18 protein-coding genes are annotated in these 23,249 nt (G+C 42.1%); 9 read left to right on the top strand and 9 right to left on the bottom strand.

The window, feature by feature from the left end:
• Positions 1-25: 25 nt before the first annotated feature.
• Positions 26-1,372, bottom strand: coding sequence for a homoserine dehydrogenase (locus ACS8FB_RS10900; protein ID WP_439262885.1), 1,347 nt, complete (start codon positions 1,370-1,372; stop codon positions 26-28).
• A 179-nt stretch (positions 1,373-1,551) separates the two neighbouring features.
• A complete protein-coding gene (locus ACS8FB_RS10895) occupies positions 1,552-2,418 on the bottom strand; it encodes a DsbC family protein (RefSeq protein WP_439262884.1) in 867 nt (288 codons plus the stop codon).
• A 406-nt stretch (positions 2,419-2,824) separates the two neighbouring features.
• Here ACS8FB_RS10895 and ACS8FB_RS10890 point away from each other — a divergent pair, with 406 nt between their 5' ends.
• Complete coding sequence (locus ACS8FB_RS10890) at positions 2,825-3,745, top strand: DUF808 domain-containing protein (protein ID WP_299185740.1); 921 nt, start codon at positions 2,825-2,827, stop codon at positions 3,743-3,745.
• Between the two features lie 150 nt (positions 3,746-3,895).
• Here ACS8FB_RS10890 and ACS8FB_RS10885 read toward each other — a convergent pair whose 3' ends face one another.
• Positions 3,896-7,882 (bottom strand): Rne/Rng family ribonuclease, encoded by a 3,987-nt coding sequence (locus ACS8FB_RS10885; protein ID WP_439262882.1) that lies wholly within the window; start codon positions 7,880-7,882, stop codon positions 3,896-3,898.
• 1,145 nt (positions 7,883-9,027) lie between these two features.
• Between ACS8FB_RS10885 and ACS8FB_RS10880 the strand changes: the two genes are divergently transcribed.
• Together ACS8FB_RS10880 and ACS8FB_RS10875 are read left to right on the top strand one after the other, a co-directional pair.
• The gene (locus tag ACS8FB_RS10880; RefSeq protein ID WP_439262880.1) at positions 9,028-10,053 is read left to right on the top strand and encodes an RluA family pseudouridine synthase; all 1,026 of its coding nucleotides are present in this window, start codon (positions 9,028-9,030) and stop codon (positions 10,051-10,053) included.
• A gap of 86 nt (positions 10,054-10,139) precedes the next feature.
• Positions 10,140-10,808 carry an HAD family hydrolase gene (locus ACS8FB_RS10875; protein ID WP_439262878.1) on the top strand — a complete coding sequence of 223 codons (669 nt, stop codon included), beginning with the start codon at positions 10,140-10,142 and terminating at the stop codon, positions 10,806-10,808.
• Between the two features lie 89 nt (positions 10,809-10,897).
• On the opposite strand, the gene yihA is transcribed toward ACS8FB_RS10875, so the two are convergent.
• Complete coding sequence (gene yihA / locus ACS8FB_RS10870; protein ID WP_439262876.1) at positions 10,898-11,650, bottom strand: ribosome biogenesis GTP-binding protein YihA/YsxC; 753 nt, start codon at positions 11,648-11,650, stop codon at positions 10,898-10,900.
• A gap of 388 nt (positions 11,651-12,038) precedes the next feature.
• Here yihA and ACS8FB_RS10865 point away from each other — a divergent pair, with 388 nt between their 5' ends.
• The 4 genes from ACS8FB_RS10865 (at position 12,039) to ACS8FB_RS10850 (ending at position 15,050) form a co-directional block, all read left to right on the top strand.
• Positions 12,039-12,374 (top strand): c-type cytochrome, encoded by a 336-nt coding sequence (locus ACS8FB_RS10865; RefSeq protein ID WP_299218281.1) that lies wholly within the window; start codon positions 12,039-12,041, stop codon positions 12,372-12,374.
• A gap of 347 nt (positions 12,375-12,721) precedes the next feature.
• Positions 12,722-13,390, top strand: a complete 669-nt coding sequence (locus ACS8FB_RS10860) for a c-type cytochrome (RefSeq protein WP_439262873.1) — start codon at positions 12,722-12,724, stop codon at positions 13,388-13,390.
• Positions 13,391-13,551: 161 nt separating this feature from the next.
• On the top strand, positions 13,552-14,694 hold the full coding sequence (locus ACS8FB_RS10855) for a hypothetical protein (RefSeq protein ID WP_439262871.1): 1,143 nt from the start codon (positions 13,552-13,554) through the stop codon (positions 14,692-14,694).
• Positions 14,682-15,050: an RnfH family protein gene (locus tag ACS8FB_RS10850; protein WP_439262869.1), complete on the top strand. Its 369-nt coding sequence runs from the start codon at positions 14,682-14,684 to the stop codon at positions 15,048-15,050. Before ACS8FB_RS10855 ends, ACS8FB_RS10850 begins: the two co-directional genes overlap by 13 nt.
• Before the next feature lie 4 nt (positions 15,051-15,054).
• Here the strand turns inward: ACS8FB_RS10850 and ACS8FB_RS10845 are convergent, their stop codons facing one another.
• Positions 15,055-15,489 (bottom strand): outer membrane protein assembly factor BamE, encoded by a 435-nt coding sequence (locus ACS8FB_RS10845; protein WP_439262867.1) that lies wholly within the window; start codon positions 15,487-15,489, stop codon positions 15,055-15,057.
• Positions 15,490-15,772: 283 nt separating this feature from the next.
• Between ACS8FB_RS10845 and fur the strand changes: the two genes are divergently transcribed.
• Complete coding sequence (gene fur, locus ACS8FB_RS10840) at positions 15,773-16,207, top strand: ferric iron uptake transcriptional regulator (protein WP_068034202.1); 435 nt, start codon at positions 15,773-15,775, stop codon at positions 16,205-16,207.
• 92 nt (positions 16,208-16,299) lie between these two features.
• Here the strand turns inward: fur and ACS8FB_RS10835 are convergent, their stop codons facing one another.
• Together ACS8FB_RS10835 and ACS8FB_RS10830 are read right to left on the bottom strand one after the other, a co-directional pair.
• Positions 16,300-17,421 (bottom strand): PilT/PilU family type 4a pilus ATPase, encoded by a 1,122-nt coding sequence (locus ACS8FB_RS10835; RefSeq protein WP_299218269.1) that lies wholly within the window; start codon positions 17,419-17,421, stop codon positions 16,300-16,302.
• Between the two features lie 84 nt (positions 17,422-17,505).
• Positions 17,506-18,561 carry a type IV pilus twitching motility protein PilT gene (locus ACS8FB_RS10830; protein ID WP_299218267.1) on the bottom strand — a complete coding sequence of 352 codons (1,056 nt, stop codon included), beginning with the start codon at positions 18,559-18,561 and terminating at the stop codon, positions 17,506-17,508.
• A gap of 331 nt (positions 18,562-18,892) precedes the next feature.
• On the opposite strand from ACS8FB_RS10830, the gene ACS8FB_RS10825 reads away from it, so the two are divergent.
• The gene (locus ACS8FB_RS10825; RefSeq protein WP_439262865.1) at positions 18,893-19,618 is read left to right on the top strand and encodes a YggS family pyridoxal phosphate-dependent enzyme; all 726 of its coding nucleotides are present in this window, start codon (positions 18,893-18,895) and stop codon (positions 19,616-19,618) included.
• A gap of 81 nt (positions 19,619-19,699) precedes the next feature.
• Here the strand turns inward: ACS8FB_RS10825 and paeA are convergent, their stop codons facing one another.
• Together paeA and ACS8FB_RS10815 are read right to left on the bottom strand one after the other, a co-directional pair.
• Positions 19,700-20,974: a polyamine export protein PaeA gene (gene paeA, locus ACS8FB_RS10820; RefSeq protein ID WP_439262863.1), complete on the bottom strand. Its 1,275-nt coding sequence runs from the start codon at positions 20,972-20,974 to the stop codon at positions 19,700-19,702.
• A gap of 274 nt (positions 20,975-21,248) precedes the next feature.
• On the bottom strand, positions 21,249-22,970 hold the full coding sequence (locus ACS8FB_RS10815) for an NAD+ synthase (protein ID WP_439262861.1): 1,722 nt from the start codon (positions 22,968-22,970) through the stop codon (positions 21,249-21,251).
• Positions 22,971-23,249 lie beyond the last annotated feature (279 nt).

Raw genomic sequence — 23,249 nt, 5'->3', positions numbered from 1 at the left:
CACTGGTCACTACTGATTTATATCATCAGGCCAACTCGTCTAAGCGAATACGGACGACTTTATCAGCAACCGCAGTCAATTTTTCGATCTTTTCAATCGCCAGATTCATCTGACTTTCAATGACTGGTAATGTCAAAATAATGACAGGTACTTGTCCAAGTTTGTGAGCAGGTTTTTGTAAAATAGCGTCGATATTGATACCAGCATCACTTAAGATGCGAGTGATATCCGCCAATACGCCTGGGTTGTCATAAGCGTGTACACGCAGATAATAGCCTGTTATCATCTGCTCGGCACGTAAGACAGGCGTATCACATAGCTCTTCCGGCATAAACGCCAAATGAGGCACATGATTACTGTGCTCGCTATGACTGTTACGATCGTTGGGGCCTAATACACGTACAAGATCCATGACATCTGCCATTACTGCTGAGGCGGTAGCGCCTGCGCCTGCGCCATCACCGCAATACAGCGTTTGTCCTAGAGGATGTGAGTTCACCAGTACCGCGTTTTTTACCCCATTCACATTGGCAAGTAAAGCGTCTTGCGGGATCAATGTTGGATGTACGCGTAGCTCAATGCCAGCGCTGCCTTGTGGATCATCTTTACTACTCCGGCGAACGGCAAAGCCTAAATGCTTGATACGATAGCCCAGCTCTTCAGCGTAGTTGACGTCTTGTAGCGTAATACCAGTGATACCTTCGCAATATACTTTGTCAAACTGTAATGGAATGCCAAAGGCGATAGAGGCGAGTAGAGCAAGCTTGTGAGCAGCATCAATACCTTCAACATCAAATGTCGGGTCTGCCTCAGCATAGCCAAGCTCTTGTGCTTCTGCCAAAACGTCTTTAAATGGACGCCCTTTATCACGCATCTCAGTCATGATGAAGTTACCAGTACCGTTAATGATACCAGCTAACCAATCTATTTTATTGGCGGCAAGTGCTTCGCGCATAACCTTGATAATAGGAATACCACCTGCCACTGCTGCCTCATAAGCCACGTGCACATGATTGGCCTCCGCCAACGCAAATATCTCATTACCATGCTCAGCAAGTAACGCCTTGTTGGCTGTAACGACGTGTTTACCATTCTTAATGGCATGCATAATAATGTCTTTGGCAAGAGTTGTACCACCAATGACTTCGATGACAATATCGACGTTGTCACTTGCAGCAATTGCCATCAAATCATCGTTTTGGACGATACTAGGGTCGATATCATCACGCTGACGACGTGTACCAACTTCGGTAATAATAATGTCGCGTCCACTACGACGTTTAAGCTCAGCTAAGTTATCATTGATTAGATTGACCACGCCAGTACCGACGGTACCTAGGCCAAGTATCGCTAGTTTGATCGATTTACTCACAGTATCCTCAGAAAATTAAATGATAGTAAATTATATAAGATGAAAACATGGCTCTTGTAACGTTAACTATTACCAATAAAGCCATTTTTATATAGCATCTCACCGTATCATACCGACAAGCAATTGTGACGTCTACCTAAGCTGACTGTTGCTAAAGCCGATGATATTATAGTAGGCGATTAGCTGGCATCGATCGCTGTCTGTGCCAATTGTTTAGCTGGTAGATAACCACCAATCTGCTGACCAGATTCAGTAAAGATGGCAGGCGTTCCGCGTACACCAAGGCGGGCGCCCAATTCTATTTGCTCTTTTACTGGACTCTCACAGCTAGGAGCCATGACATTGGCGCCTGATTTTGCCTGATTCATAGCCGCAACACGATCTTCACTACACCAAATGGCTTCCATTTTGGGAATACTTCCTTCGCTACGAGGCCAAGCTAGGTAACGAACCTCAATCCCTAGCGCATTGAGCTCATCCATTTCTGAATGCAATTTAGTGCAGTAAGGACAATCAGCATCGGTAAAAGAGTACACCACTGACTTGGTCTCGCCTTTAGCTGGATAAATGATCATGTCTTTTTTGTCTACAGCTTTGAGCGCCTCTTGCGCAGTGCGAGCAACTAACGCACCACTAATATCGACAGGTTCGCCTTGTCCGACAGAGATGATCTGACCTTGAATGATATGTTTGCCTGACTTATCAGTAAAAAATGCTGGCAACCCTTCAGCGGTTACCCAATAAATACCATCCATCTCTGTTGGTACTGCGGAGACAATTTTTTCGTCGATACCAGACGCTCCTAGGTTCGATTGCAATGCTGTAACGACCGATTGATCACTATCGGCAGCAGGTTTGGAGGTGCTGGTTGTACTACTTGCCTTTGTGCTACTTACCACATTGGTCTTGCTGGTAGTATCGGCAGTATTGTTTGAGCAGCCTGTCGCGACAGTAACTAGTAGCGCACTGATAATGGCGCCTGAGAGCTTACGACGAGTAGAGATGTTAGCAGGCTTTAGGCTAGTAGATACAGAAGGTAAGGACATACGGCATTTCCTATAAACGGACGCGCTTGATCATGATTGTAATAAAAACTCAGTATAAAGACAGACGATATAAGTCTCTTTATTTATCAGCAGTCAAATGAATAAATTCTAAGCTACAACACTCTGGCTATGATGACGAATCATCTCAATTATAAAGTAAGCAGTGAGTCATAACATAAATAGTGATAAAGTGCCATATACTAACATATTTTTATAAATGACAGTCAAAACCAAAACTTACTTAACTAATAATTTGGTAATGATCGAACAAAAAAGTAAAATAAGCTACATTCCTACTATTTCATATGTTGCAGTAGCTCAGTAGGCTACAGTAAACAAGACAAATCAACATGATCAATTTTAATACTTATTAACTATTTGAGCGATTTTACGCTAAGGAGAGAGCATGGCAGGTGCCAGTTTATTAACCCTACTTGATGATATCAGTGTGATATTAGATGATGTTTCAGTAATGACTAAGGTTGCGGCCAAAAAGACCGCTGGTGTATTGGGTGACGATCTTGCGCTAAACGCTGAACAGGTCACTGGTGTCAAAGCCAATCGCGAGTTGCCAGTTGTTTGGGCGGTAGCAAAAGGTTCCTTTGTTAATAAACTTATCTTGGTGCCAGCTGCGCTGCTTATCAGTGCCGTTTACCCACCATTGGTAACCTTTTTATTAATGTGCGGTGGTTTATTTTTGGTTTATGAAGGCGCTGAAAAAGTTATCCATAGATTTTGGCCACATGCTTTGCCGCATGACGAAGAACAAAGTGCGCGTCGCCTTGCCAATGCCGATGAAACAGTGGATTTGGTGGCATTTGAAAAAGAAAAAATCAAAGGCGCGATACGTACAGATTTTATTTTATCAGCAGAGATTATTGTCATCGCTTTGGGGTCAACGGCGAGTGCCACATTGTTAGAGCGTAGTCTGGTATTGTCTATTTTAGCGATTGCTATCACGGTTGGTATTTATGGTTTGGTTGCCGGTATTGTCAAAATAGATGACGCAGGCTTGCATTTAATGGAGCAAGAAAGCAGTTTTAAACAAAAGCTTGGCAAGGTGATGTTTGCAGCTGCACCAAAATTGATGAAGTTTCTATCTATCGCTGGCACGTTGGCGATGTTCTTAGTGGGCGGCGGTATTTTAGTGCACGGTATCAGTTTTTTACATCATGGAGTAGAGGATCTGGCGCACTTAACCGGCATTTTTGAAAGTGTGACGACAGCGCTGTTAAATGGTTTGATAGGCTTTATTATTGGTGCGGTAGTGGTCGCTATCTTTACTATGGTCAATAAGTTACGCGGTAACGGAGCTTCCGCTCATTAAAGCGTTATAGCACTAACACTATCTGATTACTATATAAACATTAAAAAGCCCCAAAGTTACTGGTAACTTTGGGGCTTTTTAAATTATAAGTATAAAATTGCTATAAAAGTTGCGTTATACCAATTATACAAATTATATCAGGGCTAATAATCAACTGTCGCTACTTGAATGGTCATTTTCAGACTTTTCAGCTTGCGTAGGCTTTATATGTTCAGACTTTGGCTTACGACTACGCGCTTTTGGCACCTTTGGCGTGGTCAAATTAAACATACCAGTCTGTGGCAGCAGCTGCTCAGCGACACTCTCGATCATGTTTTTATAACTGGCAATAGTCGTCTTTGATTTAGCTGCTTGGCTGTCCTCTTTTGTAGCATCGCTATGCTCAGCAGCTTTGCTATCATCAAGTAACGCCTGATCTGCTTTTAACAGCTGTTCACTCTCAACAGTGATGTCGTCAGCTTGTACTTCACTGGCCAATGCAGCGGCTGCGGTTTCATGAGCATCGACTTGATGGTCATCAGAAATGCTCAATATGGCCTGCTGTTCTTCAGCACGATAGTCAGGATGCTGCCCACGTGGATCATTACTAGCACGTTGACCAATAGCCTGAGGTGCGACCTCTGTCTTGCCTTGAGCAGTAGCAAATTGGCTCGCTGCTTGAGTCATGGCATCAAACTGGGTCAAGTAATCAGCATCTAAAGGCTGATAACCATAATTACTAAAGTCAAAAGCCTCATCTTGGCTATCGTCTGCATGACTAGTGTCAATGTTAGTCAGGTCAGTAGCGTCAGTATGCTGCGTATGTGCTTCAATCGCTTGAATAAAGCAGCTGATAACCCCTTTATCTGCCAAGCGGCTTTGTGCATCTGCTAACGTTGCGTGAATAAACTCACCAACTGTACCGCGAATGGTAGCAGGTGCAGAACTCGCCTGTGCATTAGTCTCAGCGACTGGTGTTGGCTGCTGACGTCGGACGACACGTGGGTCATTGCTTGCTTGACCAAACTTATCAGCAGTCACATAACGAGCGGCAAATAAGGCCTCGTGAGTAAACGTGAGGGCGTTATTACCTTTTGTATCCTCATTTGTACTGCTTCTCACATCAGCTTTATTACCATTTTTAGACTCATCGTTTTCAGCTGGCTGAGTATCAGCAGCAGATTGTATGCTGCTAGCTTTAGCTGCTTTTGGCTCTAAAGCTACTTTTTGAGCCGATGGCTGAGAGGTTGCCTTAGCATTAGCGACTTCTTCTTTACTCTCTTCAAATGATGATGTGCTATCAGATGAATTACCTTTTGACTCAGCGCTTTGAGCCTTGCTCTCAACTAAGCTTTCAGTAGGTTTAGCGCTACTCGCAGCGGATGATGAGCGATCTTCTGACTTAGATGTTGTCGTCTCAGATTTGTCTGGATGACGTTGTTTAGCAGCCTTGTCTTTGTCATCAACATTATGCTGACCAGCTTCTTGCGTATCCATAGCTTTAGACGACGATTGACTCGATTTACTGTCGTCCAAAGAAAGATGCACTACTTCTGAAGCCTTGCTTTTAGTCGGCGCTTCATTGACCTGTAATACTACTTCATTGGGGTCTTGGTCGCGCTGAGCATTCGCTTGTGGTTTACCTTTTGCCGCATTGGCAGTGGACTGCTGATTATTCTGCTTAGTATCATTGTCAACTGTTAAGGTTTGCCCGCGTTCAAGCTTACCACGTGAGTTGCGCTGGCTATGAGGCTTGCGTTTCGTACGTGACTGCTCGCTCGAGGTACTATCTTCTGTACGCTCGCTGGCATTTTGATTATTATTACGGTTGTCTTGGCGAGTGTTTCGACGATTGCCGTTACGATCGTTGCCACGCTTATTATCACGTTCGCGTCCATCTTGCGTATCAGATCGATTATTATCGTTGGTATCATCTGTACTATTATCTGCGCTATCGTTGTCATCGCGCTGATCTTTTCTTTGACGCGATTTAGAAGATTTTGATTTACGTGACTTGCGCTTTCTTCTATCGTCGCTGTGACTCTCTTTTTTGTCATCATCAAGCGCGCTTTGCTTTGACGATTGAGTGACACTTTGAGTATTGTTATCGTCTTGCTGACGTACATTTTGCGGATCATCACTTTGATTTGATGAATGCTGGCTGTTATCTAACGCTGTACGATCCACTTGCCCAAACGAACCTAAGCTTTGCGCCCCAGTATTGACTAATGTCTCAATAGCTTCAGCGGCATCACGACTACTAACACTGTTTGCAGTCTGTGCTTGCGGCGCCTGCGCAAACAGATTAGACAGCCAAGCAACAGCTTTTGGCTGCGTAGTAGAGACCTGCTGATTACTCTGTGTAGTATGACTTGTGGCAGCACGCGCTGAGGAGACTTGCGTACTTACTTGCGTATTGTCAGTATGCTGATGGTTGTCGGTATTTTTTGGTTCGTTATTTGAGCCATTGTTTCGATGGCTATTTTGGCCTACATTCGATGATGACGCGCGTCCGTTACTTTGATTGCTTGCACGATTGTCTGGGCTACTTTTGTTATCAGCTGATTTACGCGGCTGACGAGTAGGCTGCTGCTCAGGACGTTCTTTTTCTGATGTTTGCCAGTCAACGTCATAACCGAGGTCATTATGCTCTTGTTGCTGCGTATCAGTGATACGCTCATAGCTTGTCGGTGCAAAACCATCACGATTAAAATGCAATTTAAAATTGGGCGACTCTAGGTGAGCATGTGGCAGGATAGTGATACGTGTGCCGCTGTCTTGTTCAAGATAAACCAAGCTGTCGCGTTTTTCATTTAAAATAAATGCGGCAATGTCAGTTGGTACTTCTGCTTGTACTTCACCTTGACGTTCTTTTAAAGCGATTTGCTCGATTTGGCGCATGATAGACAATGATAAAGAGCGCAGATCACGAATCATACCGTTGCCATGACAGCGTGGGCAGATATAGCCAGTAGACTCTTCTAATGATGGGCGTAGACGTTGACGACTCATCTCCATCAAACCAAACTTAGATATCTCGCCGAACTGAACACGAGCACGGTCATATTTGGTCGCATCAACCAGGCGTTTTTCGACTTCTTTTTGGTGCTTATTGTCATTCATGTCAATGAAATCAATGACAATCAAGCCGCCCATATCGCGTAGACGTAATTGGCGAGCGATTTCATCAGCTGCTTCTAAGTTGGTATGGTAGGCAGTTTCAGCGACGTCTGAACCTTTAGTAGATTTGGCCGAGTTGATATCGATTGATACCAACGCTTCAGTTTGGTCAATGACGATCGAGCCGCCAGATGGCAGGCGTACTTCACGCTGGTAAGCGGTCTCGATCTGCTTTTCAATGCTAAAGCGTGCGAACATAGGCTCGTAGTCAGTATATTTGCGTAGTTTGTCCGCTTGTGTTGGCATCACTGCATCGATAAATCCTGCCGCTTCAATGTAAGCGTTTTCGTTATCAATCCAAATCTCAGCTATATCATCACGCAGATAATCACGTACCGCACGTGTCACCACACCTGCTTCTTGATGAACCAAGCGTGGTGATGGGTACTTTTTGTTTTGTTCTTGAATGGCTTGCCAAATATTGAGCAGATGATTTAGGTCGTGTTGCAGATCTTCTTGAGTTTTGCCAATACCTGCAGTACGAATGATGACACTCATACCTTTAGGCAAATCAAGATTGGCAAGCATACGCTTCATATCTTCGCGTAGTTTGCCGGAGATTTGACGCGAAATACCACCACCACGAGGGTTATTGGGCATCAGTACCAAATAACGACCAGCGAGCGAGACATAAGTGGAGAGAGCCGCGCCTTTGTTGCCGCGCTCTTCTTTTTCAACTTGGACGATCAGCTCATCGCCTTCTTTAATAAGCTTTTTGATATTTTCATCACGTGGGTTGCCACTTAAGTATTCGGTAGAGATTTCACGAATAGGCAAAAACCCTTGACGCTGTGAACCGTATTCAACGAATACGGCCTCAAGTGATGGCTCGACACGGGTGACATGGCCTTTATAAATGTTGGATTTTTTTTGCTCGCGGGTACGGTTTTCTAGATCAAAATCGTAGAGATGATTGCCTTTACACAAAGCGACACGAATTTCTTCGTTTTGAGTGGCGTTAATCAAAATGCGTTTCATACTATTATCCTATGAGTACACAGGACAATGACAAGAAGGGTTATTATATTGAGTGGTTCTGAATAAAAAATCTGCTATCAAGCGGCTTTAACGATAAAAAGCACCAACAGATTATTCAGGCTGCCAAATGGACAGCAAACAACATAAATATAATCAAAGTAAAGTGGCGATGATAAGTCATGCTAATACTAAAAATTAGTAGATGTAGGGCGAGCGTACTGCTCGGATAAATACAGGTATCGAATTAAAAGGTCATCGTCGCTGATCGTTGGTTCAAATTTAACGACTGTGTTTAAAGTGACTAAAATAATCGTTCTAAGTAATTTTGATACAGAGTGTAGGGCTGTAACATGATCTAATGCCAATCATCCTATACTGGTTTCAAGGCTAGTACCTAACACATTACTATGTTAGGTTTTACAAAGATTATTGACATATAAGGCGTACCTGGTTTACTTTGTAAGGGTATCCAAGCACTTACCACAAAGTCACAATTTATTCGCCGTTTTGTCTAAACTGTTAACACTAGCGAACGTCTTAATATCAGCTCAAATTAATTCAATGATTTTATCTATCTATTATTTTATAACATCTAACTGTCTTAGAAGAATCTTAAGTTAAAAGTGCCACTGCACTGTTATTCAGCGGGGCGTACTTGGCAAACAGAATAGGTAACCGGCTTACAAGCTCGGTAGGCTATACATTGTTTGTATGACAATCGTTTTATCTGTTTGACCGCCAATATTCAGGCAGCTGTAAACTCTTAACATCGGATTAACATTACTTACCCAGCTGCACCAACCCAATGATTAAAAAATCAAGTCATGGCCGTGTGTTAATGAGTAGTTGTGTTCTATTACCGCTTGATAATTTAGCATGTTTGCCATTATCACCGAAGCGATTAATTTGGTATAAATACCTTTTATTGGACATCACGCCAGACGTTACTGAGCAGGATGTCCTGAAAGTAGATGATGCGTGCAAAAATCGCCAGATCAACTCATTACTAGCCAGTAATAATGATAACAATAAGTTGTTTAAGACAATAACGATTATTGTCTTAGTCTCTGCTTAATTGGCGCTCAACATGGTAAACTATAACAAATCTTTGTGTAAATACCTAACTAAAAATGACAAATTCCAAAATGACTGACGATGCACCTACCCATGAAGCTCCAGCAATATTCAATAGCAAGACGCGCCCACAAAGCGCTGATGATGAAATTAGCAACTTTGGAAAGGTTAACTACCTTGAAGTTACTCGCCATCAGCATGACCAGCGTTTAGATAACTTTTTATTAAACCGCTTAAAAGGGCTGCCAAAATCTCATATTTATAAAATGATACGGTCAGATGAAGTTCGAGTGAACAATAAGCGCTGCAAAGCACATGATAGAGTAGAGCGCGACGATGTCGTACGTATCGCACCTATTCAGTTGGCAACCCGCGAAAAACCCATCATTAGTACTGAGTTTGCGAAGAGCCTATTAGCGCGCGTAGTGTATGAAGATGATGGGCTGTTGGTACTCAATAAGCCGTCTGGTATCGCAGTACATGGCGGTAGTGGACTTGATTTTGGTGTTATCGAGGCCATGCGTGAGGTGACTGGTAAAAAGTACCTAGAGCTGATTCATCGTATTGATAAAGATACCTCAGGCCTGCTTATGATTTCTAAGAAGCGCTCAACACTTAAAGTGCTGCAGCAGCACCTAGTTGACAAAACCATTCAAAAGCACTATCTATGTCTGGCAAAAGGGCAGCCTGCTCTGAATGAGCAACGTATTGATGCCCCACTGTTACGTTACACGCTTGCTAATGGTGAGCGCCGTGTCAAAGTGGATAGCAGTACCTCACAAAATCAGGACCTGCAATCTAAAGACAGCCAAACGGATATCATCGTACATAGCCGTTTTATACTGGCAGGTCAGCCAGTCAGCTTGATTGAAGCCAAACCATTGACAGGACGCACGCACCAAATCCGTGTACATTTGGCCCATATCGGTCATGCGATCTTGGGTGATGACAAGTATAATGTACATGATAAATCAGGCGTTCATCGCTTGTGCTTGCACGCATGGCGACTAGATATTCCAGGCTATAAAATCATTACCGCCCCGTTACCAGATGATATGGCAGACTGGTTGCCGGAGCAAACTGCATTGCCAGAATAAACTTAACCCTCCCCTATATTAATGTATTGACTACTAATGTATTGACATCGAATTTTTGGTTTATTGCCGTGCGCTAAGGTAAATTTATGAGTAAACAGTCTAATCATCGCTTAGCAGATAAGACGTTGGTTATCTTTGATTGGGATGGTACTTTGATGGATTCGATCGGTTTAATCGTTGAGTCCATGCATGTTGCTGGAGAGGCGCATGGTTTTTGCACCACTAATCAAGCAGTCAAAGATATTATCGGATTGAGTTTAATGAATGGTATTGAGATTTTATATCCGCAAGCGAATGAGTCACAAAAGCTTGCTATTCAACAAAGTTATGCTGACTACTACATTCCTAACAGTCACCGTACACCGTTTTTTACTCCTATAGAAGGCATGTTACAAACGTTGCAGCAGCAAGGCCGCAAATTGGCTGTAGCGACGGGTAAGAAAAGACGAGGTCTTGATAGGGTGCTTACCGCATCTGCTAGCCAGCACTACTTTGAGATAACTCGTTGTGCTGATGAGTCAGGCTCCAAGCCCAACCCGCAGATGCTGACAGATATCTTAGAGCATACGCAGCACAGTATATCTAAAGCTGTATTTATCGGTGATAGTATTTATGATATTCAAATGGCGAACAAGCTTGGTATGACCAGTATTGCTGTAGATTATGGTACGGCAACCAATAAAGAGCTCGCCGCTCAGCAGCCGACTTATCAAGTTGATACACCCCAAGCTTTAACAGAGCTACTATGTGGTTAAAATAAGAGACGTAATGAACAAAAAAAGGGTTTATCACTAATTATGATAAACCCTTTTTTAATTTATGCAGATGATGGTTATTCAGCATCTTACTGACTATCTTGTGATTTAACATCTTGTGGTTCAGCGTCTAGCTGAGTAGCAGGAAGCGACTGAAGATTTGACTCAACCAGCTTGTCATCATCAAGTTTGTAATCGTACCATTTGCCCATCACGCCTGCCAGCTCATCAAGGCCTTCTTTTCTTAATGCAGAAAACAGCTGAATAGTACAGTTTAACCCCAGTTTTTTTAGGGCTTGACGAGTATTAAGTAAGGCATTTTTTGATGCCCCATATTTGAGTTTGTCCGCCTTAGTCAATAAGATATGGACAGGCAACTCGCCATCTTTAGCCCAATGTAGCATCTGCTCATCAAAGAACTTAAGAGGATGGCGAATATCTGTCATCAGCACTAAACCTGCAAGACTTGAGCGTGATACCAGATACTCTTCTAACTCTACCTGCCATTCTTTTTTCATCTCAAGCGGGACAGCTGCATAACCATAGCCTGGTAAGTCAACCAAGCGTCTGTTGGTATCACCAATGCTGAAAAAGTTTATCATTTGTGTACGTCCCGGCGTTTTAGACGAGCGGGCAAGCTGACGCTGGTTGGTTAACGCATTGATAGCCGAGGACTTACCCGCATTTGAGCGTCCTGCAAAAGCGACTTCTAGTCCGATATCTGGCGGACAAAGACGAAAAGTAGGCGCCGACGTCATAAATTCAGTTTGCTGGATACGCTGGCGGGCTTTGGTATTAAACACCGCATGTTCAGCGGCAACATCTTTAAACGGGGTACTCATAAATGACTCATTAACAATCAAAAAATTAAAACGAAGTTTGAAATAACATCACAGAACAAGTCAAAAAAAGATAAGCGGCTAGCTGTCACATCGATAATACAAAACTTAGAATGACTTTTAATACCAATAAGCAGCCAGATAAAGGATGAGTGTTACGATGATCTATTTGGTATATTGCTTATCTCTGCCGTTCTATATATGACAGCATAACACTAAAGTGAATAGCAGCTTAGCAAAATTATCATACAACGCTTAAGCGTTACTAACATTAAACGAGATAATACTACTTTGACTCGACATATATCGTTACAATATAAGATATTATCAGTTAACAAGTTTATGTATCGAATAATTGTAGACATGATTATTCTGTTAAAGAGGATATCATATGCGTTTATTAAATATTAGTAGCATTAAAATAGGCCAAGCCTTGAGTAGTAGTATGGTGGCACTTGTCATCAGCATTGCTATGACGAGTAGTCATGCAGCAACTGATATCTCCAAAATCTACAATGACTCATGCGCGGCTTGCCATGACAGTGGGGCATTAAATGCCATCAAGAAAGGTGATAGCGCTCAGTGGCAACGCCTTATAGAACGAAAAGGTATGCCTGCACTGATTGATTCTGTAAAGGGTGGCATGATTCAAATGCCAGCGGGCGGATTATGTGATAGCTGTAGTGATGATGATTATCGCAAATTGATTGAATATATGAGTAAGTAGCGAGAAACTTAGCTGTCAATTCTACTTTATAGACCTTTGAGTATCCTAATGATACCTATAAGATTTTATAAAACAGGCAGATGATTTACAAAATATGTTGTATGCTTAGTTTTAGATAAAAAAACGTTAGTTACTATGATTAAGTAGGCAAATTCTTTAAAGTCTTGCTATAATAATTGCAAATAAACCCTGATGTTAGTAAGTGCTTTCGGGCTGCTTGTTATGAACACCGCAAATTTCATGATTAATTTAGTCAAGCTATAGACGTGCTTGTGTGATTTGGTGAGTGCTCTGTTAATACAATCAATCGAGATAATACTTACGGCGAGTTAGTAGGATCTGTATCAATGAAAAAGTTAATCGCTGCCGCCAGCTTATGTGTTGCAAGTTTCAGCGTACAAGCTGCTATTATTGTTCCTGAATATGACGCTAATGCAGGTAAACAAATTGCAGAAACGGTCTGTGCCGCTTGTCATGGTGTTGATGGAGTGAGTGTCGTGCCAGCTCAGCCAAATCTTGGCGGTCAAAATGTAAAGTACTTATATAAGCAATTGGTCAATTTTAAATCTGGATACCGCAAAAACGGCATTATGCAGTCGCAGGTTGCTAATTTGTCGCAGCAAGATATGGCTAACGTATCAGGATACTATGCTGAGCAGTCACCTTGGGGCGTGGGCTTTGGTAATCCTGCAACCAATCAAGAAGCAACCAAGCTTTATTTAGGTGGCGATAAGTCACGCGGTGTGATTGGTTGTGCAGGCTGTCATGGTCCAGATGCAGCTGGTAATGATTGGGCCGCATTTCCTAAACTAGGTGGTCAGCACGCAGAATATATCGCTACTCAGTTAAAACTGTTCCGTGCAGCGGGCCGCGTGGACGATATCGCAAGCGACGATCAAAAACGTGTCAACGATGCAGCCAAAGAAGGCGAGATGGGTATGATGCAGACGGTAGCAGCGAGACTGTCAGATCGTGATATTCGTATCTTGTCGGATTATGTAAGTGCTATTCATTAATTGATGCCTATTTGATTATTAAACCCCGTTTTCGGGGTTTTTTTATAGGTGCCTGTCCCTATATTGTATAAAGAAATACAGCTTCCTTAATGGGTCTGTATACTTAATGGGTCTGTATAATTGCCTATTGTTATTCACTTTAGATCGTTTGGATTGAGATTATGATGGTCCGCTATGCTTCTTATTTTATGGCAGCACTGTTGCCACTACTGCTTTTTCGCTGGTTTGCACCTACTTCAATTGGTGAAATAGACTTTTGGTTGTTGTGGCTATTTGCGATGGTATTGGTTTCATTGCCAGTGATTTATGCAGAGATTGCTTTGGCTTATCGTAGTATTGAAGCACCCTTAGCAGGCATGCAAAAACTAACCCGCGAAGCTGATGCTAGTCCGTTATGGCGTAGTTTTGGTTGGTTGACAGCGATAGTAGCGATTGCGATTGCTGCACTTATAATATCTGGAGCAAGTAGCGGTCTTTTATCTGCGCTGACAGAGCTGAATAGCGCTCCTAGCTTGCCAGTTTTTGCGGTTGCTGGTGGTTTAATGGTGATTGCAGTATTGTTAAGCTTGCTTGGGGTCGCGCCTCTGCCTATAGGTCTAGGTCTGATGGTTGTAGGCTTAGTGATGGGCCTGACCAATGGCCTCCCGCAAGTTGAATTCGCCATGACGAACATTAACTTAACCGAATGGGCACGAGCGGTTGCACTTGCGTTGGTCAGTGTAGGAGCAGGTACTGGACTATACTGGTTTGGTCAGCATCTAGTGACGAAGCAGATAGTAACTGCAGTAGAGCCAGATGGTCTCAATGTAACCAAGTCACATTCGACTAAGGCTCCTCATACCTATCGTGCTGCCAAACTGGTGCTACCCATCTGGATACTGCAGCTAGTCATTGGTATCATTGCATTATTCAGTAGTGGCTTAGCACTACCGCCCATTGGGCAACTGCTATACCATGCAGGCGTATTATTTGTAGCAAGCTATTTGTTATATTATAGCGCCCAGCAGCTAGCGCATAAATTTGGCCTAGTGGTCGGCTTGGTTATAACATTGATTGTAGGTTTGTTACTAGTCACAATAGTACCGACAGCTTGGCTAGTGGGTCTATTGGTTATAGTGAGTAGTATTGCAGTGCTAGTGCTGTCTATATTTGCCGGCTGGCATATGAAAATCAGTCACTTGCGTAAGTCTTTAAACTTTGGCAGTGAAGCATCGTACAACCTATGGCGCGTGGCCATTCGTCTCATTGTACCGTTAGCACTGATTTTAGCATTAGTAGGTTGGATACTGCTATGGCTGAGTTGATAGAGAATACGTCTAAACGCTCTCATAAGCCAGCCATGATGACAGTGCAACTGGCCTATGCTGAAGATGTAAAGCGCCAACATTATCTGACATTACAAGTCGTTGAAGGTACGACTCTATATGAAGCACTAGAACAAGCTGGATGGTTAATTCAGTTTCCTAACTTGGCCGTATGGTGCGAACAAGTAGCAAGTATGATAACGCCTACTGCCAAGCGCTGGCATGTAGGAATTTATGCACAAAAACAGCCTATAAGCTACATATTACAACCGCTAGATCGCATCGAGGTATACCGTAGCTTAAGCGCTGATCCCATGTCTCAGCGCAAAAATCGTGATAAAAAAAAGCAAATATAAATGGTTAAGACTGAGGTAGGGTTTCTATACCTTCGATACGAGTGACAATACCATTGGCATCAAAATAGACAATCAAATGCTGGCTGGCATTTTTGACATCTGTGATACCTTTGCGCTCACCTTCTGTGCCTGCCTGGTAGTCGTAGATATAATCCCAACGATTGGGTGCTAATGTGTCTTTGATAGCAGGGCTCCCTAGTATGTACAATACTTGGTTTTGATTCATGCCTACTTGTAGTTTTTGAGCTTGAGTTTGAGTGATTGGTGTACCTTGTGGTAGATCAATTCTATAAACGTTAAATAATGAGCAACCAGATAAGGCAACAGTAATGCCAAGGGTTGCAGTAATCATAATTTTGCGCAGATTGGCTGAGTAATGAGATGACTGACGGCCAAGGGGAGAACGATTTAATAGCTTTATCATGGTAAGATGGCTCATAAAAATGGGTTAGGCGCGGCTAAATGCATATTGGGCAAGTCTTGCCGGCAATCTTGAACAAATGATACGTCATTTACTTGCAATTGCCTACCACTTACGACATTATTTACCAAATGCTACCTGATATACTCAGTAATTTATAGTGTCAATTCATAAGCTTATAACTACAATATATTTTATTTTTAGCATCATTTTTAAAGTGAGGGCATAGCCTAGCTACTAATTCACTATAGCTATTTTTCAATTTTTATTTGTTAAGACTTTAATAGTCAGAAGGGATATTATGGCTTCTTTTACCAATCAGGACTTACGTAAAGCAGGATTAAAAGTAACTTTACCGCGTATTAAAATTTTAGAGCTACTTGAGAGAGCAGAGCTGCATCATATGAGTGCAGAAGAGGTATACAAGGCGCTTATTGAGCAAGGCGAAGATGTAGGATTGGCGACAGTTTACCGAGTATTGACGCAGTTCGAGCAAGCAGGTATTGTTGAACGTCATAACTTTGAAAACAATTTGTCAGTGTTCGAAATCACTCAAGAAGAGCATCATGATCATCTGGTTTGTGATGTTTGTGGCAAGATTATTGAGTTTCATAACGAAGTCATTGAAGAAGAGCAGTTAAAAGTGGCAGCGGAGCATGGCTTTAAACTGTCTGGGCACTCACTGGTGTTATATGGTATTTGTAACAATCAAGAATGTAAAGACAGTGCAAAATAATCAATAGACTTAACCAAAACAAAAAACCGCCTTCAATTTGAAAGCGGTTTTTTATTTGCATGCTTGGTTTTCTTGATTTCAATAAATTGCAATTAGCCAATATTTAAAGACAAGCTGCTGGCATTTTCTTCAATGTCTTTACTGCCATTTTTACTGTTTAGTTTGATTTTTAAGCGCAAGTCATTTGGAGAGTCCGCATGTTTAATCGCATCTTGGTAAGTAATGTCACCATTTTCGTATAAGTCGAACAATGCTTGATCAAAGGTTTGCATGCCACTATCACGTGAGCGCGTCATTACTTCTTTGATTTCGTGTAGTTCACCCTTACGGATATAGTCACTAATCAGCTGTGAGTTGAGCAACACCTCAATTGCTGCACGGTAGCCTTTGCCATCTGGCGTTTGGATAAGCTGCTGCGCAACAATAGCTTGTAAGTTGAGCGAGAGATCCATGAACAACTGATTGTGACGATCAGCTTCAAAGAAATGGATAATACGATCGATCGCTTGGTTGGCATTATTTGCGTGCAATGTTGCAAAAACCAAATGTCCTGTTTCAGCATATTGGATCGCATAGTCCATCACTTCACGGTTACGAATTTCACCAATAAGGATAACATCAGGCGCTTGGCGCAAGGTGTTTTTTAGCCCAGCTTCAAATGATAAAGTATCGACACCAACTTCACGCTGCGTGACGATACAGCCTTTGTGCTGATGTACAAACTCAATGGGATCTTCGATAGTAATAATATGACCATGAGAGTTTTGGTTACGATGACCGATCATAGAAGCAAGCGTGGTTGATTTGCCTGTCCCTGTAGCACCGACTAATAAGATGATACCACGCTTTTTCATCGCCAACTCTTTTAGCGAAGGAGGCAGGCGCAGCTCTTCAACCGTTGGAATTTTGTTTTCGATTTTTCGTAAAACCATGCCTGCCATATCACGCTGCATAAAAGCACTGACCCGAAAGCGTGCCAGCTGCGATTTATCTGAGATGGCAAACTGACATTCATTGGTGTCTTCAAACTCTTTTTGCTGATTGTAGGTCATAAGACTTTTGACCAAAAGCAAAGTTTGCTCACCCGTTAATGGCGCTTGTCCTACAGGACAAATAGTACCGTTTATTTTCATAGAAGGCGCAACGCCAGCTGTAATAAACAAGTCAGAGCCGTTCTTCTTAACCATGAGTTGCAGTAGTTTATCGAAGTCCATATCATATCCAAATTAAAAGTGAGTTATTAAAAAATAAGTTAAAGGTACTAAATATAATGTAAGAATAAGAGGGTCAAATCAGTGTTATATAAATGCTTCAGGCTGTTTTGCATAAGGACGAGCGACGTCTTTGCTAATAGTGCCTTTGCTGACTAAGTTTTTGAGAGTTTGGTCGAGCGTAATCATGCCGTCACCAGCACCAGTCTGAATAGCAGAATACATCTGGGCAATCTTGTTTTCGCGTATGAGATTGCGAATGGCAGGTGTACCGAGCATGATTTCGTGAGCAGCTACACGTCCACCTGTTTGCTTTGGTAGTAGCGTCTGTGAAATAACGGCTTGCAGCGATTCAGATAACATTGCACGAATCATATCTTTTTCAGCAGCCGGAAAAACATCGATCACACGGTCAATTGTCTTCGCGGCAGAGCTGGTATGCAAAGTGCCAAACACCAAGTGACCAGTTTCAGCAGCGGTCAAAGCCAAACGAATGGTTTCAAGGTCACGTAGCTCACCAACCAAGATAACGTCTGGATCCTCTCGTAGTGCAGAGCGTAGAGCAGGCTCAAAACCTAACGTATCACGATGGACTTCACGCTGGTTGATAAGGCTCTTTTTGGATGCATGAACGAATTCGATAGGGTCTTCGATAGTCAAAATATGCTCTTTACGTGTATCATTGATATAGTCGATCATTGCCGCTAAGGTAGTAGATTTACCAGAACCAGTCGGCCCTGTTACCAGTACTACACCACGTTTAAAGTTCGAAACTTGTTTAAATACATCACCCATTCCTAAGTCCTCTAAAGTAAGAACTTCTGAAGGGATGGTACGAAAGACAGCACCAGCACCGCGGTTTTGATTAAAAGCATTTACCCGAAAGCGCGCTAGGTTTGGAATCTCAAACGAGAAGTCAGTCTCAAAAAACTCCTCAAAGTCGGCACGCTGTTTATCATTCATGATGTCATAAATCAGCTGATGCACAGTTTGATGACTCATAACCGGCATATTAATACGCGTAATTTCGCCATCTGCTCGAATAACGGCGGGCATGCCAGCTGATAGATGCAAATCTGATGCTTTATGTTTAACAGTAAATCGCAGTAGGTCTTCGATGCTTAAGTTGCTTTTTTCAGCCATGGTCGAGCGTTCCTATCTAGCAGTACAGTAAAAATGAGCAATAAAGAGTTTCTGTGTTGAAATTACTTTAAAGTTTGATAGAGCTATTAGGAGACTAATAACACTAGCTTTACTTTATTTACAGCTCATACCTACTTTAGTAGTGCAAGTGAGCTAAAGTAACAAATTAATAACAATAATAGTCAATTTCTATCATAAAAGAAACAGATTAAATGTAAATAATGACGATTAACGGTATAATTTTCTTAGAAAATTTTTGCCAAGCATTATATGTTCAAGGTTTTATAAACCAAGTTTTGGATGACAGAAAAGATAATAAGAAGGATACAATATGAATGAGCATCGTTTAATCGCCAACTGGCAACAGGTTAACGAACAAGTAACTCAAGCCTGTTTGCAGGCTAATGATTTAATAACGGAGCAGGAAAGAGCTACTAGATCAGCGTCAGACGTCATATTGCTTGCAGTTTCGAAAACCAAACCTGCTGATATGATCGCTATATTGGCTCGGCAAGGACAACGGGATTTTGGTGAGAACTATCTGCAAGAAGCCATTGAAAAAATCAAGACACTACAAGGTCAGCCTGAAGCTGCCTCTATCGTATGGCATTATATTGGGCATGTTCAGCGTAACAAGACTCGTGACATTGCCGAAAACTTTGATTGGGTACAAACGCTTGAGCGTGACATCATTGCAAAACGTCTGAACGATCAGCGTCCAACAGATATGCCGCCACTGAATGTGCTTATACAGCTTAATATAGATGATGAGGAGAGTAAGTCAGGTTGTCGCCCTGAGGATTTATCCGACCTACTAGCAGCTATCAAAGGCTATGAGCGCCTACAATTACGCGGTTTAATGATTATTCCTGCTAAGTCTAATACAGATGCGTTTAAACGCACCAAGATGTTATTTGAAAAGATAAAGCAAGAACATCCGGATTTAGAAGCTTGGGATACGCTTAGTATGGGTATGAGTAATGATATGGCAGCCGCTATTGCTAACGGCTCTACGATGGTAAGGGTTGGCACAGCGATATTTGGTGCACGAGATTGATTAGGTTACTTACTGTTCTCACTATTTGTCTTTGAGATCATCGACAGACCTCTCCAAGAAAGAGCTGTTTTTGCAGAATGTCTAGGCAGTTTCTTCAAGTTTGGTCACTAGCATCTGATTGATTTTTAATTTCTCAGTATCTAGTATTTCAAACCGATAGTTGGCATATTCGATGGTATCCGTTTTTTTGGGTATTTTTCGCAGCATATACATCATAAAACCACTGATGGTTTCATAGTTTTGATTGCGCGGTAAGTTTACGATATCTAAAGCACGAACCACATCTTCGATAGGCGTCATACCGTCGATCAGCCAAGAGTTATCAGTACGCTGGACAATAGGCTGATCTTCTAATGTAACAAGCTCACCCATGACAATGCTCATCACGTCTTTAAGCGTTATGACACCCACGACCATTGCATACTCATTGACGATGACGGCAAAGTCCGCACCAGTGGATTTGAACATCTCTAGCACTTCAAACAAAGACAAGGTGTCAGGCACGAATAGGGCCGGCTTTAATAGCGCTTTATCGGTTAAACTAACCTTTTGCTGATTAAGGACTAACGCTAAAAAGCTACGAGACTCTACATAACCAACGATATGCTCTAAGTCATCATCATTGCACACCAAAAACTTATTATGGGGTTGCTCGATCATGGTCTCGACCACTTTGTCGGTACTTGTTTTGGTATCAAAGTAAACAATATGTTCGCGCGGATTCATCACTGAGGTGACTGTCCGCTCTTGCATCTCAAAGATATTTTCTATCAAATGATGTTCTTGCTTTTTTAACACCCCAGCTTCGGCCCCAGCATCCATAACGGCATAAATATCTTCTGGCGTCATATCATCTTGACGTGCTGTTGATATACCCAACACCTCAAAAATAACATTTGCCGCACCATCAAATACCCAGATGATGGGTTTGAACACAAAAATTAAAAGCATCATTGGCCGTACGAGTCGCACGGCTATAATCTCAGTACTAGACATTGCCAAACGTCTGGGCATCAGGTCAGCCAGCAAAGAGAACAAGCTTGTAATCAAGACAAAAGAGACAATCGATGCTATAGCTTCATTGTTAAATAAAAGATGTAGATAAGGACTGATAGCTGATTCGCCCACTGCACCAGCTGAAATAGCGACAGCGTTTAAAACCACTTGTACTACTGTGATAAAGCTACCAGGATTGTCCTGCATATGTAGGACATCAAGTGCTCGGACTTCTCCTTCTTTTGCCATAATTTGTAGTTTAATTTTGCGACCAGCGGCGATGGCAATCTCGGCAGCAGAAACAAAAGCGCTTAGGGCAAGCAACAAAAGAAGGCAGATACTAGCGGTTAGCAAACTCATGAAGTACTCAAAGAAAGGTAGAAGAATAGAAAGGTTTGAAAGTAAATAAAAAGGCAGCACCGCAAGTTATGATAACTATGATTTATACATTGATAGAATAGTTACCGAATACGTATTTGTACTTGTATAAAATATTTAATAACCATGCTAAAACTATCATACTAAGGAATTAAGGTACTGCTAATAAAAAAAGCTGGACAAGAAGTGCCCAGCTAATAATAAACATAATAATATAAAGGTATGATCAAAACCAAACAGTAAAACCAATAAACTTTTAGCTATTAATCGACCATTTGTTGACTAACGGATAGCGACGTTCACGCCCAAAGGCTCTTTGACTAATCTTCGTACCAATCGGTGACTGACGACGTTTATATTCGCTATTGTCCACCATTTTGATGGTTTTGGCCACCATATCGGCATCAAAACCTTTATCGACAATCGCTTGATAACCCATATCTTCATCGATATACAAGGTTAAAATACCATCTAATACCTCATAATCAGGTAGGCTGTCTTGATCTTTTTGATCAGGACGTAGCTCAGCTGATGGCGGGCGAGTAATGACCCGCTCAGGAATCACAGGCGTATCCTCTAAGCGATTACGATAGCTTGCCAAGTTATAAACCTGTGATTTATAAACGTCTTTTAGCACATCGAAGCCACCAGCCATATCACCATATAAAGTAGAGTAGCCGACTGCTAGCTCAGACTTGTTGCCAGTCGTAATGACCAAATGTCCAAATTTATTAGACAATGCCATCAAGATAACACCGCGCGCACGTGCTTGGATATTTTCTTCAGTGGTGTCAGCAGGTGACTTGTTGAATAATGGCGCTAACGTATGGCGAATACCTTCGACGGCATCAAAGATAGGGCAGACAGTATAAGAGACATTTAGACGACGCGCTTGTGCTTGAGCATCTTCTAAGCTTATCTTTGAAGTGAACTCATAAGGCATCATGACAGCATAGACTTTATCTGCACCCAAAGCATCTACAGCGATACACAAGGTCAAGGCCGAATCGATACCACCTGATAAACCAACCAGTACGCCACCAAATCCTGAATGATTGACATAATCACGTAGCCCAACGACTAACGCTTGGTACATCTCTGACTCACGGCTCAGCGTTAGTGGCGCTTTTTCTTGAGTGTTGAATGCATTGCTATCAACATTTAAAGTCGCTAGCATTAATTGATCTAAAAAGCGTGGAGCTTCATGAGCGATAGAGCCATCGGCTTGCGCGACAATAGAACCACCATCGAATACTAAATCGTCTTGACCACCTACTGCATTCACATAGACAATGGGTACTCTGTGTTCACGGCTACGCTGAGTCAGCATGGTCTTACGCATATCTTGCTTACCCGTCTCAAACGGAGAAGCATTAAGACTGACAATGATGTCGACGCCTTGCTGTTTAAGATCTGCAATGGGTGATTTTTCCCATAAATCTTCGCAGATAAGTAGTCCGATGGTGATGCCTTTATAATCAAATAACACTTGATTGCGGCCTTTATCGAAGTAACGGCGTTCATCAAACACCCCATAATTGGGCAAAAATTGTTTATGATAAAAACCTTTTTGATGGCCGTTATGCAAGATAGCGGCTGAGTTAAAGGTGCCATGATGGTCAACATGTGGATAGCCGACGATCATCACAATATCTTGAATATCACTTAGAGCCGATAGTGCGCTTTTGATGCGCCCAGACAAACTTGGACGAAGCAGTAAATCCTGCGGTGGATAGCCCAATAAAGCCAGTTCTGGGAAGACAATAACATCAGCGCCCTGATCACGCGCTTGGATGGCAAGTTGACGCATTTTGTCAGCATTGGCAGAGATATCCCCTACCAAAAAATGTGATTGGGCTAAAGCGAAGGTAACCTCATTTGGCGCTACATTGTTTGCAGACCTATCGTTTGAAGGTGAACTCGTTGTATTAGCAGAGTTGTCTGCCGTAAGATTAGAGTTATCAGTGTCTTTTGACATTGTTGTTATTCCTATAAGTATATCAACGAAAATTGGTGGGCTATTGTGAACCCAAAATAAAAGTATCTATAGAACGGTGCTAGCAGTTATAGCCTGCTCAGGCATCACGTTTTAATTATTAGACTGTATGCTAATATTTTTAGGTAAACAGTATCAATCAATACTAATAATCGCCTGCATACGATCGGCGATATTGACATTTGCACAGAATATTGTCCGAAAAATCTACATAGTATTGTTAAAATCAAATTAATAGCTTTAGTATAACATCAATTGTAT

Source organism: Psychrobacter sp. 1U1 (assembly GCF_051847535.1).
Taxonomy (GTDB): Bacteria; Pseudomonadota; Gammaproteobacteria; order Pseudomonadales; family Moraxellaceae; genus Psychrobacter; species Psychrobacter saeujeotis.
The sequence above is the reverse complement of the archived record's forward strand: the minus strand, read 5'-3'. Positions and strand labels throughout refer to the sequence as shown.

Bases quoted from the DNA above. Each gene is read 5' to 3' on its own strand.
- ACS8FB_RS10830 (WP_299218267.1), bottom strand. From the start codon at position 18,561: ATGGCTGAAAAAAGCAACTTAAGCATCGAAGACCTACTGCGATTTACT.
- ACS8FB_RS10850 (WP_439262869.1), top strand. From the start codon at position 14,682: ATGGCTGAGTTGATAGAGAATACGTCTAAACGCTCTCATAAGCCAGCC.
- ACS8FB_RS10885 (WP_439262882.1), bottom strand. From the start codon at position 7,882: ATGAAACGCATTTTGATTAACGCCACTCAAAACGAAGAAATTCGTGTC.
- fur (WP_068034202.1), top strand. From the start codon at position 15,773: ATGGCTTCTTTTACCAATCAGGACTTACGTAAAGCAGGATTAAAAGTA.
- ACS8FB_RS10865 (WP_299218281.1), top strand. From the start codon at position 12,039: ATGCGTTTATTAAATATTAGTAGCATTAAAATAGGCCAAGCCTTGAGT.
- paeA (WP_439262863.1), bottom strand. From the start codon at position 20,974: ATGAGTTTGCTAACCGCTAGTATCTGCCTTCTTTTGTTGCTTGCCCTA.
- ACS8FB_RS10890 (WP_299185740.1), top strand. From the start codon at position 2,825: ATGGCAGGTGCCAGTTTATTAACCCTACTTGATGATATCAGTGTGATA.
- ACS8FB_RS10855 (WP_439262871.1), top strand. From the start codon at position 13,552: ATGATGGTCCGCTATGCTTCTTATTTTATGGCAGCACTGTTGCCACTA.
- ACS8FB_RS10860 (WP_439262873.1), top strand. From the start codon at position 12,722: ATGAAAAAGTTAATCGCTGCCGCCAGCTTATGTGTTGCAAGTTTCAGC.
- ACS8FB_RS10815 (WP_439262861.1), bottom strand. From the start codon at position 22,970: ATGTCAAAAGACACTGATAACTCTAATCTTACGGCAGACAACTCTGCT.
- ACS8FB_RS10895 (WP_439262884.1), bottom strand. From the start codon at position 2,418: ATGTCCTTACCTTCTGTATCTACTAGCCTAAAGCCTGCTAACATCTCT.
- ACS8FB_RS10835 (WP_299218269.1), bottom strand. From the start codon at position 17,421: ATGGACTTCGATAAACTACTGCAACTCATGGTTAAGAAGAACGGCTCT.
- ACS8FB_RS10880 (WP_439262880.1), top strand. From the start codon at position 9,028: ATGACTGACGATGCACCTACCCATGAAGCTCCAGCAATATTCAATAGC.
- ACS8FB_RS10825 (WP_439262865.1), top strand. From the start codon at position 18,893: ATGAATGAGCATCGTTTAATCGCCAACTGGCAACAGGTTAACGAACAA.
- yihA (WP_439262876.1), bottom strand. From the start codon at position 11,650: ATGAGTACCCCGTTTAAAGATGTTGCCGCTGAACATGCGGTGTTTAAT.
- ACS8FB_RS10845 (WP_439262867.1), bottom strand. From the start codon at position 15,489: ATGAGCCATCTTACCATGATAAAGCTATTAAATCGTTCTCCCCTTGGC.
- ACS8FB_RS10875 (WP_439262878.1), top strand. From the start codon at position 10,140: ATGAGTAAACAGTCTAATCATCGCTTAGCAGATAAGACGTTGGTTATC.